At 67.5% G+C, this 16,042-nt stretch carries 16 protein-coding genes; 6 read left to right on the top strand and 10 right to left on the bottom strand.

The window, feature by feature from the left end; all coding sequences use genetic code 11:
• Nucleotides 1-72 precede the first annotated feature (72 nt).
• The 5 genes from ACWESM_RS04795 to ACWESM_RS04815 all read right to left on the bottom strand — a co-directional run bounded on the left by ACWESM_RS04795 (nt 73) and on the right by ACWESM_RS04815 (nt 5,982).
• Nucleotides 73-1,890, bottom strand: a complete 1,818-nt coding sequence (locus ACWESM_RS04795) for a putative bifunctional diguanylate cyclase/phosphodiesterase (RefSeq protein ID WP_355075033.1) — start codon at nt 1,888-1,890, stop codon at nt 73-75.
• 67 nt (nt 1,891-1,957) lie between these two features.
• Nucleotides 1,958-4,093: an Rv1355c family protein gene (locus tag ACWESM_RS04800; RefSeq protein ID WP_452490975.1), complete on the bottom strand. Its 2,136-nt coding sequence runs from the start codon at nt 4,091-4,093 to the stop codon at nt 1,958-1,960.
• A complete protein-coding gene (locus tag ACWESM_RS04805; RefSeq protein ID WP_355074568.1) occupies nt 4,083-4,856 on the bottom strand; it encodes a hypothetical protein in 774 nt (257 codons plus the stop codon). The genes ACWESM_RS04800 and ACWESM_RS04805 overlap by 11 nt, the downstream gene beginning before the upstream one ends.
• Before the next feature lie 248 nt (nt 4,857-5,104).
• Entirely contained in the window at nt 5,105-5,542 is a 438-nt protein-coding gene (locus tag ACWESM_RS04810; RefSeq protein WP_355074570.1) for an effector binding domain-containing protein, read from the bottom strand.
• A complete protein-coding gene (locus ACWESM_RS04815; RefSeq protein ID WP_355074571.1) occupies nt 5,539-5,982 on the bottom strand; it encodes a GyrI-like domain-containing protein in 444 nt (147 codons plus the stop codon). The genes ACWESM_RS04810 and ACWESM_RS04815 overlap by 4 nt, the downstream gene beginning before the upstream one ends.
• A gap of 363 nt (nt 5,983-6,345) precedes the next feature.
• On the opposite strand from ACWESM_RS04815, the gene ACWESM_RS04820 reads away from it, so the two are divergent.
• A complete protein-coding gene (locus ACWESM_RS04820) occupies nt 6,346-7,083 on the top strand; it encodes a uracil-DNA glycosylase (protein ID WP_364428854.1) in 738 nt (245 codons plus the stop codon).
• Nucleotides 7,084-7,113: 30 nt separating this feature from the next.
• On the opposite strand, the gene ACWESM_RS04825 is transcribed toward ACWESM_RS04820, so the two are convergent.
• The 3 genes from ACWESM_RS04825 to ACWESM_RS04835 all read right to left on the bottom strand — a co-directional run bounded on the left by ACWESM_RS04825 (nt 7,114) and on the right by ACWESM_RS04835 (nt 9,081).
• Nucleotides 7,114-7,347 carry a hypothetical protein gene (locus ACWESM_RS04825; RefSeq protein WP_039801014.1) on the bottom strand — a complete coding sequence of 78 codons (234 nt, stop codon included), beginning with the start codon at nt 7,345-7,347 and terminating at the stop codon, nt 7,114-7,116.
• Nucleotides 7,348-7,432: 85 nt separating this feature from the next.
• The gene (locus ACWESM_RS04830; RefSeq protein ID WP_355074575.1) at nt 7,433-7,615 is read right to left on the bottom strand and encodes a ferredoxin; all 183 of its coding nucleotides are present in this window, start codon (nt 7,613-7,615) and stop codon (nt 7,433-7,435) included.
• Complete coding sequence (locus ACWESM_RS04835) at nt 7,612-9,081, bottom strand: cytochrome P450 (protein WP_364428849.1); 1,470 nt, start codon at nt 9,079-9,081, stop codon at nt 7,612-7,614. Before ACWESM_RS04835 ends, ACWESM_RS04830 begins: the two co-directional genes overlap by 4 nt.
• Before the next feature lie 101 nt (nt 9,082-9,182).
• Here ACWESM_RS04835 and ACWESM_RS04840 point away from each other — a divergent pair, with 101 nt between their 5' ends.
• The gene (locus ACWESM_RS04840; RefSeq protein ID WP_452490976.1) at nt 9,183-9,848 is read left to right on the top strand and encodes a TetR/AcrR family transcriptional regulator; all 666 of its coding nucleotides are present in this window, start codon (nt 9,183-9,185) and stop codon (nt 9,846-9,848) included.
• Here the strand turns inward: ACWESM_RS04840 and ACWESM_RS04845 are convergent.
• On the bottom strand, nt 9,778-10,458 hold the full coding sequence (locus ACWESM_RS04845; RefSeq protein WP_452490977.1) for a TetR/AcrR family transcriptional regulator: 681 nt from the start codon (nt 10,456-10,458) through the stop codon (nt 9,778-9,780). The two genes, ACWESM_RS04840 and ACWESM_RS04845, sit on opposite strands and share 71 nt — an antisense overlap.
• A 146-nt stretch (nt 10,459-10,604) precedes the next feature.
• Between ACWESM_RS04845 and ACWESM_RS04850 the strand changes: the two genes are divergently transcribed.
• Both ACWESM_RS04850 and ACWESM_RS04855 read left to right on the top strand, forming a co-directional pair.
• A complete protein-coding gene (locus tag ACWESM_RS04850) occupies nt 10,605-11,057 on the top strand; it encodes a hypothetical protein (RefSeq protein WP_355074583.1) in 453 nt (150 codons plus the stop codon).
• Nucleotides 11,058-11,382: 325 nt separating this feature from the next.
• Nucleotides 11,383-11,913, top strand: coding sequence for a hypothetical protein (locus ACWESM_RS04855; protein ID WP_452490978.1), 531 nt, complete (start codon nt 11,383-11,385; stop codon nt 11,911-11,913).
• 275 nt (nt 11,914-12,188) lie between these two features.
• On the opposite strand, the gene ACWESM_RS04860 is transcribed toward ACWESM_RS04855, so the two are convergent.
• Nucleotides 12,189-12,890 carry an RDD family protein gene (locus ACWESM_RS04860; RefSeq protein WP_452490979.1) on the bottom strand — a complete coding sequence of 234 codons (702 nt, stop codon included), beginning with the start codon at nt 12,888-12,890 and terminating at the stop codon, nt 12,189-12,191.
• A 538-nt stretch (nt 12,891-13,428) separates the two neighbouring features.
• Here ACWESM_RS04860 and ACWESM_RS04865 point away from each other — a divergent pair.
• Together ACWESM_RS04865 and ACWESM_RS04870 are read left to right on the top strand one after the other, a co-directional pair.
• Entirely contained in the window at nt 13,429-14,073 is a 645-nt protein-coding gene (locus tag ACWESM_RS04865) for an HAD family hydrolase (RefSeq protein WP_452490980.1), read from the top strand.
• Nucleotides 14,074-14,610: 537 nt separating this feature from the next.
• Nucleotides 14,611-15,807, top strand: coding sequence for a cytochrome P450 family protein (locus ACWESM_RS04870; RefSeq protein ID WP_364429111.1), 1,197 nt, complete (start codon nt 14,611-14,613; stop codon nt 15,805-15,807).
• Nucleotides 15,808-16,042 lie beyond the last annotated feature (235 nt).

Genomic DNA, 16,042 nt, shown 5'->3' on the forward strand with positions numbered 1-16,042 from the left:
CGGGTTACCCGCGCCCAACGGTGCGTGAACGGCCGTGAAAGAACCGGATAACCGGCGGCTGTCGCGGTGATCTCAGTGCGCGGGCAGCCCGCGCCCGGCCCGCGGAAGATCGAGATCAAGCGGGATCCGTCCCGCGGTGAGGTGCGTCTCGACCTGCTCGGCGGGCATCGGCTTCGCGATCAGAAAGCCTTGCGCGCGGTAGCAGCCGAGGCCGACCAAGGTGCGCGCGGCGACCGCCGTCTCGACGCCTTCCCCGACGACGCCCAGCCCGAACGAGCCGGCCAGGCCGATGATGGATTTCACGATGGCCAGATCGTCGGTGCTGGCGCCGAGGCGCTGCACGAAACCCCGATCGATCTTCACCGCGTCCACCGGCAGCGCCTTCAGATGCGACAGCGAGCTGTAGCCGGTGCCGAAATCGTCGATGGCGATCTGCACGCCCATCCGCTTGAGTCCGCGCAGCGTGACCTGGGTCCGGGCCAGGTCCTGGACCACGACGTGCTCGGTGATCTCCAGGCACACCGAGCTGCCGTCGATGCCGAACAGGCGCAAAATGTCCTCGATGCGCTCGACGAAATCGAGGCTCACCAACTGCACCGGCGACACGTTGATCCGCATCACGACGTTGCCCGCCAGACCGCGCCTGCGCCATTCGGCGAATTGCGCGCACGCCGACCGGATCACCCAGCGGCCAAGTTCGCCGGCCAGGTTGGTGGCCTCGGCGACGGTGACGAACGCGGCGGGCGGCAGCAATCCCCTGGTCGGGTGCAGCCAGCGAACCAGCGCCTCCAACGCGACGATGCGGCCCGTGCGCAGATCCACCTCGGGTTGGTAGTGCAGCAGCAGCGAGCCGTCCGACACCGCGCCGCGCAGGTTGAGCTCCACGTCGTCTTGGAGTTCGAATTGCGCGCGCATGGTGTCGGTGAACACCGCGACGCCGTTGCCGCCGCCCGATTTCGCCGACAACAACGCGTGATCGGCGCGGCGCAGCACGTCGGCGACCGTCGTCTCACCGGGGAAGCCGAGCGCGACGCCGACGCTGGCGCCCCGGCTGACCGACTCGCCGCCGACGGTGACGCGCCGCGCGATCAACTGCTGGATGCGGTTCGCCTCGTACTCGGCGGCCACCGCGTCCATCGGCTTGGCGGGAACGATGACGAATTCGTCGCCGCCCAGTCGGGCGATCATGTCGTTCGGGTCCAGGTTCTCCCGCAGGCGCGTCGACAAGGTGCGGATGAAGTTGTCCCCTGCGGTGTGACCGAGGAAATCGTTGAGTGCTTTCAAGCGGTCCAGGTCGAGGAAGAAAGCGGCCACCGGGCCGGGGCTTCCCGCGCGTAATCGCTCCTCCATGTGCTCGAGCAGCGCGCGCCGGTTGGCCAGGCCGGTCAAGTCGTCGTGCAGCGCGATGTATCGGAGACGTTCCTCCGCGACCACCCGCGCTTGCAGTTGCGCGAACAGCGCCGCGATGGCTTTGAGCACGTTGAGTTCGCGATTGCTCCACTCCCGATCGCCCGACTTGACGAACCCGAGCACACCGGTCGGCTCGCCACGCGACATCAGCGGTACCGCCGCCGAGGTCACCCCGACGATGCCGGAACCACGGCGCACGGTCTCCTGGTAGTCGGCGAATTCCGGCGTCGGGCGCGCGACCATCGGCTCGGTCGCGTTCTCCAGGGCGCGGAACACCGGGTCGGCGCCGTCGAAGTAGATCACGCCGAGCGGATCGGGATCCGGAATGTTCTGCCGGTGCGGCCACTCGGCGATGAGCACGGTTGCCCGGCGTTCGCGGTCGGTGTGCCGCACGTAGCTGAAATCCACGTCGAAGTACTCGACCAGTTGCGCGAGCACGCGTTCGGTGGCGGCGACCATGGTCGTGGCGTCCACACCCATGAGCTCAGAGGCGACCTGGGTCACCAACGAGTCGAGTGTCCGCCGTGGCACATTGTCTCCGATCGCGCTAACTACTGGTGTCCACACCGAGCACCGGACGCCGCCTGCTGCGTACGGTGGCGGCGGAGGCGTAGCTCAGGCGAAGCACCAACGCCATGGTCTCATGCTCGGGCACTTCCAGCAGGTCCAGGAAACGGCCCTGAAGTGACGTTAGTGTATCCGTGAAGTCGGGGGAAATCGCTGCAAGTTCCGCATGGCGTCGGGCGTAGAGGTATACCGGGGAAATCGGCTGCACGCACAATCCGAGGCGCTCGGCCCGCACCCAAACCCGCGTGACCGCCGCGCCCGCCGCCGCGTAGTCGGTCAATCGAGGGTCGGCCGCGTCGAATGTCACGGCCAGAATGGCGGAGCTGGACCGCACCCGGTCACCGGTGTATTTCCCCAGCGCCGCTCCACCCGACCAGGACCGCAACTGCGCCATGACGTCGGCGCGGGTGGTGATCTGGAATGCCGCCCATTCGTCGTCGGTCAGTTCCAGGCTGCGCGCATCGATTCCGGTCTCCGGCGTGTCGTCCGCCCAACGGACTTCGGCGAGCATTTCCTCGTATAAGCGGGGCGTGAGATAGCGGACCCGATCGGAATCCCCCAGCAACCTCGCAGCTTCCTCAATGTCCTCCCGTTCCACGACGGCGCGCACATGCGCACCGGCTGCTTCGGCGGCCGCCGTGAGCGCGTCGAGTACGCCGTCTGCCAGCGGGGCCCCGGTGCCGACCCTGCGGTTGGTCTCGCGTCGCAGAACGGCGGGATAGTCGGCCGCCAGCTCGGCACTGCGATCGTTCCCCAGCCGCAAGCTGGCGACGAGACGACCGGACCCCGGCGCTCCTTCGACGAACTCGTGCGGGCCGAGGATTCCGTGCGCGGCCGCGGCGACCCGCGCGTTGTAGACGGCCGCGCCGAGTGCGACGGCGCTGCCGCGATAGCCGATGTCCATCGCCGTGCTGCACTCGGGCGCCAGCTCGATGGCGATGTGCTCCGCGCCGGCCCGCAACGACCAAGGCTGCATGTTTCCCCCGGATGGAGCCCGTTGCGCGCAGGCGAGGACGCTTGCGATGGGCCCGGTGACGGGCTCGGGCGGCGCATCGGCCCACACCGGCTCGTCGTTCGGCGGCGGGTCGGCCAGCTCGTCGAGATGCCGTTCCACATCGATCCGGACGCGACCGGAATCCAGCTTCAGCCCCAGTCCGATGCGCCGCACGGCGGCGGCCACGCTCGCGGCGCCGAGGCCGACGTCACCGGCCAGCTGCGGCCAGCTGTTCACCGTCTCGCCGACTTCGACCAGGCTCGCGCCCAGCCGCGGCGACAGCCCGGAGGCGCCGAGCAGCTTCACCACGTACGGCGCCTTCTCCCGCGAGGTCAGTCCCCGCAAATCCCGGGCGCTGACCTCGCCGAGTAATCCGTGGAACGCGGGACGACGGGCTTCGAGATCGAAACGCTCGACGTCCAGCAAACCACGGTCACTGGTTTCCATCAGTACGGGAATGCGATGCCGGGCCGCCGCCTCGCGAATCACGAGTTTCATATCGAGCGAATCGCATTCCTCGACCACGATCGCGAGTCCGTCCAGGAATTCGTCCACCGAATTCTCGTCGACCCCGGCCGCGAAGATCTGCACCGGGAGATAAGGGTCCAACTCGGCGATACGGCGTGCGGTTACCACCGCTTTGTTGACGCCGATGTCGAACAGCGTCCCGGCCACCCGGTTGAGATTCGACAACTCGATATCGTCCAGGTCCGCCAAGCGCAATCCGCCGCAAACGCCCTCCATGGCGAGCAGATGCGCGATCGCGTGCCCGGCGCTTTGTCCCACGATCCCGATCGTGCGTTCGGCCAAAAGGTCCTGTTCGGCTCTGGTCAGTTTGTTCCGATTACGATCCAGCCGGATCATCCGGAAAGTACGCGGCCCCGGCAATCCGACCACCGCGGCGCGCCACGGATAATAGATCCAGCGATCCGCTTCGTGCCCCTCCGGAATATCGGGCGCGGCAACCATTCTGCTGTATTCGGCGCGCAACGACGCACGCAGATCGAGGATTTCGATGCGCGGGTCGGCGCGCAGCGCGGCGAGTATCCGCGCGTCCTCCGGATCGGCGGGGTCGATGATCAGCGGCCGGTGGTCCGCCGCTCGGCTCCGGTCATCGCCCATGTCCGCGCCGGCCCTCCGTCGGCCGCCCGATCCCGCATCGCACATCGGGCGTACGCGCGGTCGACAGGCCGAGCGCGTCCTGTTCGCGCTGGGTCAGGGATCGCTGCGCTTCCTCGGCTGAGGCGGCATAGCTCCGGGTATCCCACCACAGCGGAACCGTTCGGTAGCGCTCGTCCGGATACGGCACCGCGGGAATGCGCTCGGCCGCAACCGCACCGCACGCCTCGTGGCGGGCCACGGTGAAGGAGGCCACCGTCGCGAAGCCGTAGCGGGCGCCGAGCAGGCGCGCGCCGTGCAGCACGGTGCGCGAGATCGCCGCGCTGAGTTCGCCCCGGTTGGCGGCATCGCGAGCGACCCACGCGCCTTTGGCCTCGATCACGCCCTGCGGTATCCGGTCGGCGATCATCTGCCGCAAGTCGTCCGCGCCCGGCTGACCGGCCCATTCGACCAGCGCGTGCGCCTGCCGCGCGTCGGTGTACGGACCTTGCATCCGCACCCCGGCGACCATGTCGCCGTCGGCGTCGAGCGCGGCGAAGAACAGCGCCGATGACGCACCGTCGGCGACCGTTTCGTATTCGAGCGCGTGTTCGACTCCGAAATGCCGGTAAACGGCACACGCCCCGTGCAGATACCGGTCCCAGAGTTCCGGCTGCACGCCCGGTTCGGAGACAAAGAACGCACACTCGGATTGCGCGTCGTAATACCGTCGCACTCCCCGCCCACGGGAGTTCCTCGGCACGACTGCAATCAGATCCACAGTCATGTTGTTCCTACTCCATCGCCGCGCTGCCATGCGCGATAGTCCAGCCCGATGCAGCCCTCCGCGGCCCCGAGCCGAGACGAAGTTGCCCAGGGCAGTATCCGTCATCGGACAGGAATTGACCAGCCGTCCGGTTAATCTTCCGAAAACTCTGTGGTACACGCCATATTTTCGCAGGTCAGAACCGGCGTATTCGAAATCGGAAATAACATGGAGACCAGTCGGTCCGAGGTCAGTTACCGATTAGCAATTTAAACGAGGATTGAAATGAACAACTCGACCGATTCCGGGGCGTGCCAGATCTCGATCTCTTCACGGTAGGCCCGGGTGATCTCGGCGGACGCCGTCGCGTCGTCGACCTGCGCCCAGACGTCCTCTACCGGATCGTGATAGTCGCCGTTCGGCGCGAACCGGGCATAGACGCCTTTCGGGACACGCACCAAGACGTCACCCACCGGCACCGCGTCCGGCGCGGGGTACTCGAAACAGACCACAGCGTTGTAGTTCCCGGCCGGATCCGGCACGTACACCGTGTACATCGGACGGTCCACGCCGTCCCCCCGGTCCCGCAGGCGATCCTTGAGGAACTCGATGAGGTCGCTGTTGCTGACCTTGAAGCTCGGGCGCACGCGCGGGACGACCAGCCCGCCGTAGACCGCCTCGGCACGCACCACGATCGCATAACTCATCGCGCGTCGACCGCCAGGTACAGATCGATCTTGTAGGCGTGCGGGTAGCACTCGAAATCGCCGGTGTAGGTCCGCTTGATCTGGTTGTGTTCCTCGGCGTAGGCGATCTGCGTCCACAGGTCGGTCATCACCTGCGGGAAGTTACCGACCGAGGAGAACCGTGCGTAGGCGCCGCGCGGCAGCCGGGCGACCAGGTGACCGCGGGTGACGTCGGCGAAGGACGCGCACTGATAGCCGACGATCTGGGTGTTGTACGTGCCCAGCTCACCGGTGTAGTCGGTGTAGGCGCTGGCCAACGGGCCGCCGAGTTCCTGGTGCAACACCGCCGCCCAGGCGGCCTCCAGATCCCGGTCACGCAGTTCCCCGAGCGCACGTTTGGGGCTGCGTACCGGCAGCCCGGCAACCCACGTCTCGTCCCGCTCGACGATCTCAAACTGCATGGAAAGACTCTTTCGAAAGAAGCCGGAGGTGAACCACCGCATCCGGTCGGTCGGAACCGCCATGCTACCAACCCCGACCGGGTGGTACCGATCACATATCGCACCCGGCGGCCGCTCGATCACCCCGCTGAACTGGACAGATGTCCGAAGCGGTACCGTCCGGACGGGACCGATCAACGATCGACGGCACCGGCCGGTCGCGTCGGCGCACCGTGGGCACGATCGCCCGGTTCGTCCCTCCCCTGGGACCACCGAAGGGAGTTCTGATGCACGAGACACCGATCTCCGACCGACGCTGCCACGCCCTCGGGCGCCGCACGGTATGGGCGGTCTACGCCACCGCCTCGTACGGCCGGTGCTGACGTGTGCCGGACCATCGCCGAACTCGACGCGGCGGTCGCCGACTGCTTCGCCTGCCCGCGTCTGGTCGCCTGGCGCGAGCTCGTCGCGCGACAGAAACGCGCCGCCTTCCGCGACCAGACGTATTGGGGCCGTCCCGTGCCCGGCTTCGGTCCGGCGGACGCGCGGATGCTGCTCGTCGGACTCGCGCCCGCGGCGCACGGCGGCAACCGGACCGGCCGCATGTTCACCGGCGACCGCAGCGGCGACGTGCTCTTCGCGGCGCTGCACGCGGTCGGTCTGGCCAACCAGCCGACCGCGGTCAGCGTCGACGACGGCCTGCGGCTGCACGGCGTGCGGGTCACCGCTCCCGTGCACTGCGCACCGCCGGACAACAAGCCGACGCCGGAGGAGCGAGATCGCTGCGGACACTGGCTGGCGACCGAACTGCGACTGCTGACGCCCACCGTCCGCTCGGTGGTGGTGCTCGGCGCGTTCGGCTGGCAGGCACTGCTTCCGGTGCTGGCCGAAGCGGGCTGGGCCGTGCCGCGCCCGCGACCGAGATTCGGCCACGGCGCGCACGTCGAACTGGCCGCCGCCGAGGAGGGCCGCGGTCCGCTGCACTTGTTCGGCTGCTACCACGTCAGCCAGCAGAACACCTTCACCGGACGACTCACTCCGGCCATGCTCGAAGCGGTGCTGGCCGAAGCAGCGCGGGTCGCGGGGCTCGAGGTGCGGCGAAGCCACGCGCCGCGCGGGTGATCGGTCGCGCATCGCCGCTCGGCAGCGGGTTCAGACGTGATCGACCAGGGCCGGATGACCCGCTTCGTGGGCGCAATGCGCGCAGCAGAAGTAGTCTCCACGCGCCTCCACACCGTGCCCGACGATCCGGCAGGAACAGTGCGTGCAGGTCGGGGCCATGGCGGTAATCGCGCATTCGAAGCTGTCGAAGGTGGCGGACTGGCCGTCGCGGGTGATGGTGAACGTCTTGTCGTACTCGTTTCCGCACGTATCGCAGGTGGCCATGAGATGTGGTCCTCTCGCGTCGATGGGCTCGAATATCGCAGTTCGCGGTACCCAGCGCCGAGGACGCGAAACGAGCCGGGAGACCTCAGCTCAGCCGCAGCGCCGCGACCGGGCAGCTGTCGACGACGAGCTCGAGCAGCTCCCGGTCGCTCGTGACGGTGTCGGGCGGCACGACGATCCCGTCCGCGCCGACCCGGAACAGGTCGGGCGCCAGCGCTTCGCACATGCCGTGCCCCGCGCAGACGATTCGGTCGGCGATGATCCTCATCGGACGATCCGCTCCAGCCGGATGGGCAAACCATCGGCGGGCACCGGTCCGGTTCCGGCGACCAGGGGCAGCTGGTAGCCGTCCGGCACGCTCCAGCGATACCGCAACAGCATTTGATGCACTACGGCTTTCACGGTCATGCCGCCGAAGTAGAGGCCGATGCACTTGTGCGCCCCGCCACCGAAAGGCGCCCAGGCGAAGCGGTGCGATCTGTCCTCACGACGGTGCTCGGCGAAACGTTCCGGGTCGAAGGTATCGGGATCGTGCCAGTACTCCTCGTTGCGCATCAGCCCGTACGTGCCACAGAGGATGAACGTCCCCTTCGGCAGGTAGTAGCCGAGGATGTCGGCGTCGGCGATGGTTTCGCGGACCTGCTGGGCCACCGGCGAGTAGACCCGCAGCGCTTCCTTGAACGCGAGATCGAGCGAGGGCAGGCGGTCGAGATCGTCGTAGTCCAGCGCCGGCTTGCCCAGCGCGACGGATTCGGCGCGCAGCCGCTCCTGCCATTCGGGGTGCCTGCCGAGTTCGTAGACCAGCATGGACGCGGCGATGGTGCTGGTGTCGTGGGCCGCCATCATCACGAAGATCATGTGCTCGATGACCTCGGCGTCGGTGAAGGTATCGCCGTCGGCGGTGCGGGCCCGGCACAGCACGCTGAACAGATCGCTGCCGCCGCCCGCGCGCTTCGCGGGCAACTCGCGGCGGAAGTGCTCCTCGAGCACCCGGCGGCCGCGCACGCCGCGGGCCCACACACCGCCCGGCACGTTCGCCCGGATCAAGGCGGCCCCGCCGCGCACCGCGTCCTCGAAGGCGCGCTCCAATCGTGCCGAGCCCGCGCCGGATTCGGCGCCCGCGAAGACTTCGGTGGCCTGCTGGAGCAGCAGTTTCTTGATCGACCGGTAGACCGGGAAATCGTCGGCGGGCTCCCACTGCGCGATGCCGCGGGTGATCCGAGGCGTGGTCAGGTCGAGGTACCCGATCAACCGCGGCCGCGTGAAGGCCTGCTGCATCACGCGCCGATGGAAGAGGTGGTCGTCGAAATCGCGCAGTAGCAGACCCCCGCGGAAGAACGGGCCGATCAGCCACTCCCAGCCGCGCTGCGCCGACAACACCTTGTCGCGGTCCAGCATCACCGCCTCGTAGCCCTCCGGACTGCCGAAGGTGACCATGCGCCGACCGAGCATGCCGAACCACTGCACCGGGCCGAAGCGGTCGAAACGCTTCCGCGCGAATTGGATCGGGTCGGCCAACGCGTGCAAGGTGTATCCGATGCCGGGGAGCCCGAAGTCACCGAGCACCGGTTTCAGTCCGCTGCCCGGCGGCGGATCGGCCAGCGGCCGCACCTGCGCCGGGTAATGCGCGACCGCTCGCGCGGCCGCGCGCTGCGCGTGCCACGCCCAGGTGGTCCGCGCCTGGCGGATCGTGCCGGAGATCTCATCGAACGACTGGGGCACAAGCAGACTCATGACCGTCTTCCCTTCGCGACACTGCGATAGTCCGACGATAGAGGAAACCATCGTTTCCGTAAACGGTTGTTTCCCAATTTTGGCTGTGCCAAGCTGGCGGGGTGACCCGTACCGTCAGCGGCACCTACCGCGGAGCCTCCACGGCCGAGCGCCGCGAGGACCGGCGCAGGCGGTTGCTCGACGCCGCCCTCGACATCATCGGCACACAGGGACTGTCGGCGTTGACCGTGCGCGGGGTGTGCGAACAGGCCAAGGTCGGCCCGCGCTTCTTCTACGAGGCGTTCCCCGACCGCGACGCGCTGGCCTCCGGGGTGCTGGTGGAGATCCAGCAGGCGGCGCTGGACCGGGCGAAGGCCGCCATCGCCGAGACCACGGGCACGCCCGCCGACCGGATCCGCGCCGGAGTGGCGGCCCTCATCGTCGAACTCACCGACGATCCGCGACGCGCGAAAGTGGCGTTCGCCCAGACCTACGGCGACGAGGCGCTCATGCGCAGCCGGTTCGCGGGCATGCGCCAGGTCGCCGACGTCATCATCGAGCAGACCCGCCTGGTGCTCGAGCTGCCCGAAGGGCAGGACACCGCGATCGCCGCGACTTCCCAGCTGATCACCGGCGGCGCGGCGGAACTGGTTCTCGTCTGGCTGGACGGGGGGCTCGACGTCGACCGCGACGGGCTGATCACGCTGCTGGCCGATTTCACCGTGGCGATGCTGGATCGGCTGCCCGCGGTCGCCGGACGACTGTCCGGCCGCACACCAGATTCCTGATCAGCGACGACATCAGCGGCTCGCGCAACCCGGCCAGCGCGGCGAAGTCCCCTGCGACGACGCGGTTGGTCGCCAGCGAGACGACCGCGCCGATCACCGCCTCGCCCGCCAGCTGCTGATGCGGGCGCGTCGCGCCGAGCGCCTCGGCGAAACCGTCCACCAAAGCCGCCTGGGTCGCCAACCGCCGCTCCAGCACCGGCCTTCCCGCCGCGTACACCTCCACCAAGAAGACCTTCGCCACCTGTGGTTCTTGCGCGAGGGTGGAGAAGTAGGCGTCGAGTGCCCGATCGATCCGCTCGAGCGACGTGCCGTCAGCGGCGAGCGCGCCCGTGATCCTGGTCATCACGATCTCCACGGCCATGTCGTAGGCGGCGAGGAAGCACGCCTCCTTGTTCGCGAAGTGCTGGTAGAAGGTCATCCTGGACACCTCGGCCCGCTTCAGCACGTCCGCCACCGTCGCCGCCGCGTAGCCCTTGTCCGCGGCCGCTTCGATCATCGCCACCAGCATGCGGGCCCGCTGCGCGGCCACCACCTCTTCCGGCGCGATCCCGTGATTGCCGCCGTGCAGTTTCCCGCCGGCCCGAGCCTTCAGCAACGATCCTCGCTCCACAATCCGATGCTATGCGTGCGTGCGCCGCTCGCGTGCCGGGTCGACACGCGACGCCGTGCCGCGCGATCGAACCGCGAACGCCGACGAACGGGGCACAATGACCGTCCGAGAGTGCTCGATTCGACGAAGAAGGAGCGTGATCGGCAGTGCGAAACAGGCAGTTGGTCGGACGAAGCGCCCTGATCGCGGCGCTGTGCGTCGGCGGGTTCGCGGCGTCGGCGGGTCCCGCGACCGCGGACGAACCCGCATTCGTGAACATCGGAGTCATCCGCACCTTCGGCGACACCTGCTACGGCGAAGGCAGAGCAGGCGTCTCCTCGCCCGCCGGAATGCCCGGGGCGGCCCGTTTCGGCATCAGCTTCGTCAGCGACACGCCGATGGGCATGCCGTGCACCTTCACGGCGTTCGCCAATTGGCGCAACCTCGACACCGGCGCGGCAGGCACGGTGGCCGTGCCCGTCAGCGACAAGACCGCTCGGAATCAGCCGGCCGCGACCGTCTTCGCCGCCTTGCCCACCGGCCCGGGTCGAGTGCGGGTCGACGTGACCACCGACTATCCGCACGTAGCGGCTCCGCCGGTCGAGATACGGATCAGCTGAGCGGCGGTTGCGCCCGCCACGTCCCCGCTTCACCGCCGCGTCCGATATCGCGACAAGATCAGCCTCGGAGCCCTGCACAGCAAGACCCTCGGACTCTGCCGTCTGCCCGGCTGATCATCACCCTGCGCCCGCTTTTCCTGCCTCCATCTTCCGTGAACCGAGGCGGAAGATGCCGATGCGCGGGCGGTGCCCGGCTCCTAGACTGGGGAACTGCGGCACGGTCGACCGTAGAAGCGCCAGGGCGATTCCGCGATCGGCACACCACGAAGTCCCGATCCAGCAAAGGGCCGTCTACTCACGGCCCGTCCCGATGGAGGAGGGCCGCATGTCCGATTCGTTCCACATGCGTGTCTGTCTGCTCGGCCAGGGCTGCGTCTGCCCGACGGTCACCCTGTTCCTCGCCCCGGAGCCACTGATTCCCGGCGGCAACATGCTGCACCTGCTCGAACAAACCCCGATCGCCGAGGACACCGGAACACCGAGCGTCGATCCCGAACTGATCGACGTGGTCGAGAGCGAGCCCGCCGGTCCAGCGCTGCGCGCCGAAGTCCACCGATTCCGCTCCGGCCGCCCCGACCCGCACCGGATCCACGACATCCTGCACGACCACCACATCACCGACGCCGCACCGATGGGCCTGGAAGTCACCGATCCCACCGAACTCACCCGCCTGGAGCTGCTGCCCGAGCACCCGATCGGGTACCGCCGCATCGACGACTTCCAGCAGGAAGCGACCGCCCGCGCCATGCTCGCGGTCTATCGCCTCTTCGAAGTCGATCAGCGAGTGCGCCTGATGTACCACGGTTACGCCGACCCCGGCACGGGATGGTTCGCACTGCGAACCGCCACCGCCTGAGAGGGCAGGCAGGCGCGGGATTCCTCGGCGCCTTCGCCTACGCGAGCGGGCTGCCCGGTATCAGAACCACCTCGACCATGAGCGCGCCTTCTTGGGCGCTTCCCTCGGCCGACTCACGGCGGAAGGTCGTTCGCGCGGCGGGCGGCGGGTCACCAACTGGTCCAAGTCGGCGCTGATCGAGTCGCAGAAGCCGCCGGGCGCGACCGGGTCATACCCGCGATGACCCCGTTCCATCGCCACCACCTGATCGACGGACTCGACTCTGTTGCACGAGGTCAGCATGCCTTCGTTCCACACCGTGAATTCCCAGCCGCGTCCTCGGACAAGTGGTCCCTGGCCGTTTCCAACGACTTCCGCAACACTCCGGCCTGCACGACAACGGTTCCCGCGACGCGATCGACCAGGGAGCGGCGACTCGAACCGAAGACGCACACCGCGTTGATCACCAAGACCACGATCGCGATCAGCCACAGCACGAAGGACAGAAGGAACCGGCCCGCCAATAGCGCGATGCACGCGCACGAGTACAGCCCGACGTCGGTCATCGTGCCCACGAAAGCGCGCCGCGCCGCCTGCCCCCGCCCCAGTCGGTCCTCGCCGCCGCGCACCGACCCCACTCGGAGATCGAGCAGGGCTTTGCCCAAAGTCCGTCCTTGCCAAGCCAATCCAGCGAACTGATAAGCGAACGTTGCCACGATCAACGCGCCGAATGCTTCGATGATGAAGACGAGCACCGTATGCACGACTTCCATACCGAACGTCTTGCCTGCCCCACCCCAGTTCCCATTCGACTGAATCACATCCCACACGCCGGTCCCAGCGAGATCCGCCCAGCCCGAAAGGTAATCGGCGGTCCGATAGTGCGTCACCGCTCCCAACAACACCGCCAACCCCAGCACGAGACCGAAATCCACCCACCAAGCCGCCGCCCGCCGCCCTGCCGGAACCAGGTCCCCAGCCCCCTGCCCGTCGGCCATCCCGAGCACCTCCATCCCGAATCGACACGGCACCCGCTCCGGGGCGACTCCGGCACGAATCGTCGCAGCTCACAACGTTGTTCCGGTATCCATCGTTCGACCGACGGTCAGCGAGCCGCCCCGGTTCGATCGCGTTTCGACCTGCCGCCCATGGGGCCCGACGGCGGCTCCCGACGCACTGCGCATCTCCGAGAACGACAAGCGCCGAACGTTATTCGTGCGCAGACTGTCGGCCGACCTCGGTGAGTGATCTCGACTCCGACGCCGGTGAGACCTGCGGACGACACTTTGTGGAGCGGATCACCAAGGCCCGTCCCGAGTGGTACCCCGACGTACCCCTTGGTAGGTTTCGGCTTGTTCGCGCAGCGTCGCGCACCACCTCCAGCCTTTGACTCGCGGAACCTTCCTTCGATCCACAGTTCGCACGCCTCTTCCGTCATGGAAGGAGGCGGGAATCGTCATCCCCACGGCATCCCGTCATGCCTGCCACCCTGCCCCGCAGGCGTGGCCGTCCGTCCCATCAAGCCTTGGAGCACCGGTGATTACTGCACTACCGCACCAGTCCGTGGAACTCGACGCGGTCATCTTCGACTACAACGGCGTCATCGGCCTGCAGCCCACTGTTCCCATGTGGAGCGAGCTCGCCGAACTCGCCGGATGGCACGCAGACCAGCTCGAGCTCTTCCAAAATGTCTTCTGGAGCGCCCGCGAACCCTACGATTCCGGCGACTTCGACGACGCGGACTTCTGGACCACCGTGCTCGGCCATCGCCCGGACCCGGAACTGCTCACCCGGTTGCGCGCCGTCGACACCGCGCTGTGGACCCGGACCGACGACCGCGTCGTAGCCCTCCTCCACCATGCCCGTCGGGCAGATCTCCCGATGGTGCTGCTCTCCAACGCACCCCACCCGGTCGGCGACGCCCTCGACGCCTCCGACTGGCGCACCCTGATGACCGACGCCCTCTACTCGGCCCGCCTCGGCATGAACAAACCCCACCCCGACACCTACCGAAAGGCCCTCGCCGCGACCGGAGTTCGCGACCCCAGCCGCGTCCTGTTCGTCGACGACCGCGCCGACAACTGCCAAGCCGCCGCAAGCCTCGGCCTACGCACCCTCCACTACACCGGCTCCCCCACCGATATCGCGGCGCACCTCCGCGTCACCACCATCGCCGCGTAGGTCCTGCGGGTTCACACAGCATCGCCGGGATCGGCACAACACCGATGCCGCTCGGTGGTGGACACGAGCCCGGCCAGACGCCACACAGAAACAAAAAGGCGAGTGCTCTGCCCGAGCACTCGCCTTTGGTGGGCCTAATGCTGCACAACCCGACCTGCTGACGGTCGCAGGGCCGGCTATTCGAATCACACCGGTAGGTACTCGGCGAATGTGAGCGGTCGTGTGCCAGGGGCGCGCCGCGGGCCAGGTCGTAGGCGGCAAGAAAGCACGCCATCGACCCATCAGACCTTCACCAACCGCATTCGACGCACGATACCTCGCATCGGCTGCTGCCGATGCGGCGCGGAACGAGTGGCACGAAATCCCCTTGGAAAGTACGCTTCTCGAAGTTGCAGCAATGGTTCGGCGACCGAAAACAGGGATGCGCCGAAGACCGCGTCCCCAAAACAGCACACACGAACATCTGGAGCACCATTCTTGAGTACGCCACGGTCCCGACTGGAAACCCCCGCCTGTCCAGTCGTCCACGGCTCGCCGATGGCTACCGAAGGTCCGAGGGTGTCGCTGTACTCGTCGGAATTCGCCGCGGATCCGCACCGTGTTTACGACGAAATGCGAGCACAATACGGCTCTTTGGCTCCGGTTGAGCTGGCGCCGGGCGTGCCGGCCACGTTGGTGGTCGGGTATGACACCGCGCTGCGGATCCTCAACGATCCCGAGCACTTCCCTGTCGATCCGCGCACCTGGCAGCAGAACATCCCGGCCGACTGCCCCGTCCTGCCGCTTATGGAGTGGCGCCCCACCGGGAGTCGAAGCGACGGAGCGGCCCTACAGCGCTACCGGCAGGCAATCACCACGAGTATCAACGCGGTGGATCTGTACGCTCTCGATGCCACGGTGGAGAAGATCGCCCTCCCGCTGATCAACACCTTTTGCCAGGCCGGTACAGCCGATCTGATCAGTCAGTACGCGTTGCCGCTCGCATTCGCGGTCACCGATGCTCTGCTGGGCTGCCCGCCGGAAATCGGACAGCGGGTCGCCGCGGGCATGGCCGCGATGTTCGAGGGGATCGATGCCGAGGACGGCAACAAGATGATCATCGAGGCGCTGCTGGAACTGCTGGCCCTCAAACGGACCCATCCTGGCAACGACATCACCTCGCTACTACTGCGGCATCCGGCCGAACTCGATGAACTGGAGATGATCCACCAACTGAACAGCGTCTACGGCGCCGGGATCGAACTGCAACAGAACCTGATCGGCAACACCCTGCTGCTGATCCTTACCGACGAACGCTTCGGCGGAAGTGTCGTCGGCGGGAACCTGTCCACCCGAGACGCCTTGGACGAAGTCTTGTTCAAGAACCCGCCGCTGGCGAACCTCCTCACCACCTACCCCCGTCAGCCGATCCTCATCGACGACGTCTGGCTGCCCGCGCACCAGCCGATCCTCATCAGCATGGCCGGCTGCAACAACGACCCCAAGATCCGGACCGAGACTCACACAGGCAATCGCTCCCATCTGGCGTGGGGCATCGGCCCACATGCCTGCCCCGCGCAGTCGGTGGCCTACCTGCTCGCTCAAAACGCCATCGATCAGCTTCTCGATGCGCTGCCCGAGATCCAGCTGGCCATACCGGCCGACGCACCGACCTGGCGGCCTGGCCCCTTCCACCGGTCCTTGGCGGCTCTACCGGTCACCTTTCCCCCCTCTGCTCCGTTGAACGAGTACTGAGAATCTCGCAATCTCCCACGCGCGTCGGAAGCGACTGAGCGACCGTCTCGATGGCCCGCAGTGATACCCGCCGCAGGCCAGCGACCTGAATTCCGTGGAGCGCAGTTGGAAACGACTCGTCCTGCCGCGGCTCGGTGCGGTGATCCACCACTGATCCGTGTGGAGGACGGCCGATGACTGAACCGCCGCAGGGTGTTCGCACAATGCCCAAAAACAGCGAAGCCACAGGCCAATG

It is taken from the genome of Nocardia sp. NPDC003999 (assembly GCF_053604885.1).

Bases quoted from the DNA above. Each gene is read 5' to 3' on its own strand.
- ACWESM_RS04810 (WP_355074570.1), bottom strand. From the start codon at position 5,542: ATGAGTTATGCGATCGTGGTGCGTGCCGAGGCGGTCTACGGCGGGCTG.
- ACWESM_RS04830 (WP_355074575.1), bottom strand. From the start codon at position 7,615: ATGAGGATCATCGCCGACCGAATCGTCTGCGCGGGGCACGGCATGTGC.
- ACWESM_RS04870 (WP_364429111.1), top strand. From the start codon at position 14,611: ATGGCTACCGAAGGTCCGAGGGTGTCGCTGTACTCGTCGGAATTCGCC.
- ACWESM_RS04825 (WP_039801014.1), bottom strand. From the start codon at position 7,347: ATGGCCACCTGCGATACGTGCGGAAACGAGTACGACAAGACGTTCACC.
- ACWESM_RS04855 (WP_452490978.1), top strand. From the start codon at position 11,383: ATGTCCGATTCGTTCCACATGCGTGTCTGTCTGCTCGGCCAGGGCTGC.
- ACWESM_RS04795 (WP_355075033.1), bottom strand. From the start codon at position 1,890: ATGGGTGTGGACGCCACGACCATGGTCGCCGCCACCGAACGCGTGCTC.
- ACWESM_RS04815 (WP_355074571.1), bottom strand. From the start codon at position 5,982: ATGCAGTTTGAGATCGTCGAGCGGGACGAGACGTGGGTTGCCGGGCTG.
- ACWESM_RS04800 (WP_452490975.1), bottom strand. From the start codon at position 4,093: ATGGGCGATGACCGGAGCCGAGCGGCGGACCACCGGCCGCTGATCATC.
- ACWESM_RS04805 (WP_355074568.1), bottom strand. From the start codon at position 4,856: ATGACTGTGGATCTGATTGCAGTCGTGCCGAGGAACTCCCGTGGGCGG.
- ACWESM_RS04835 (WP_364428849.1), bottom strand. From the start codon at position 9,081: ATGAGTCTGCTTGTGCCCCAGTCGTTCGATGAGATCTCCGGCACGATC.
- ACWESM_RS04860 (WP_452490979.1), bottom strand. From the start codon at position 12,890: ATGGCCGACGGGCAGGGGGCTGGGGACCTGGTTCCGGCAGGGCGGCGG.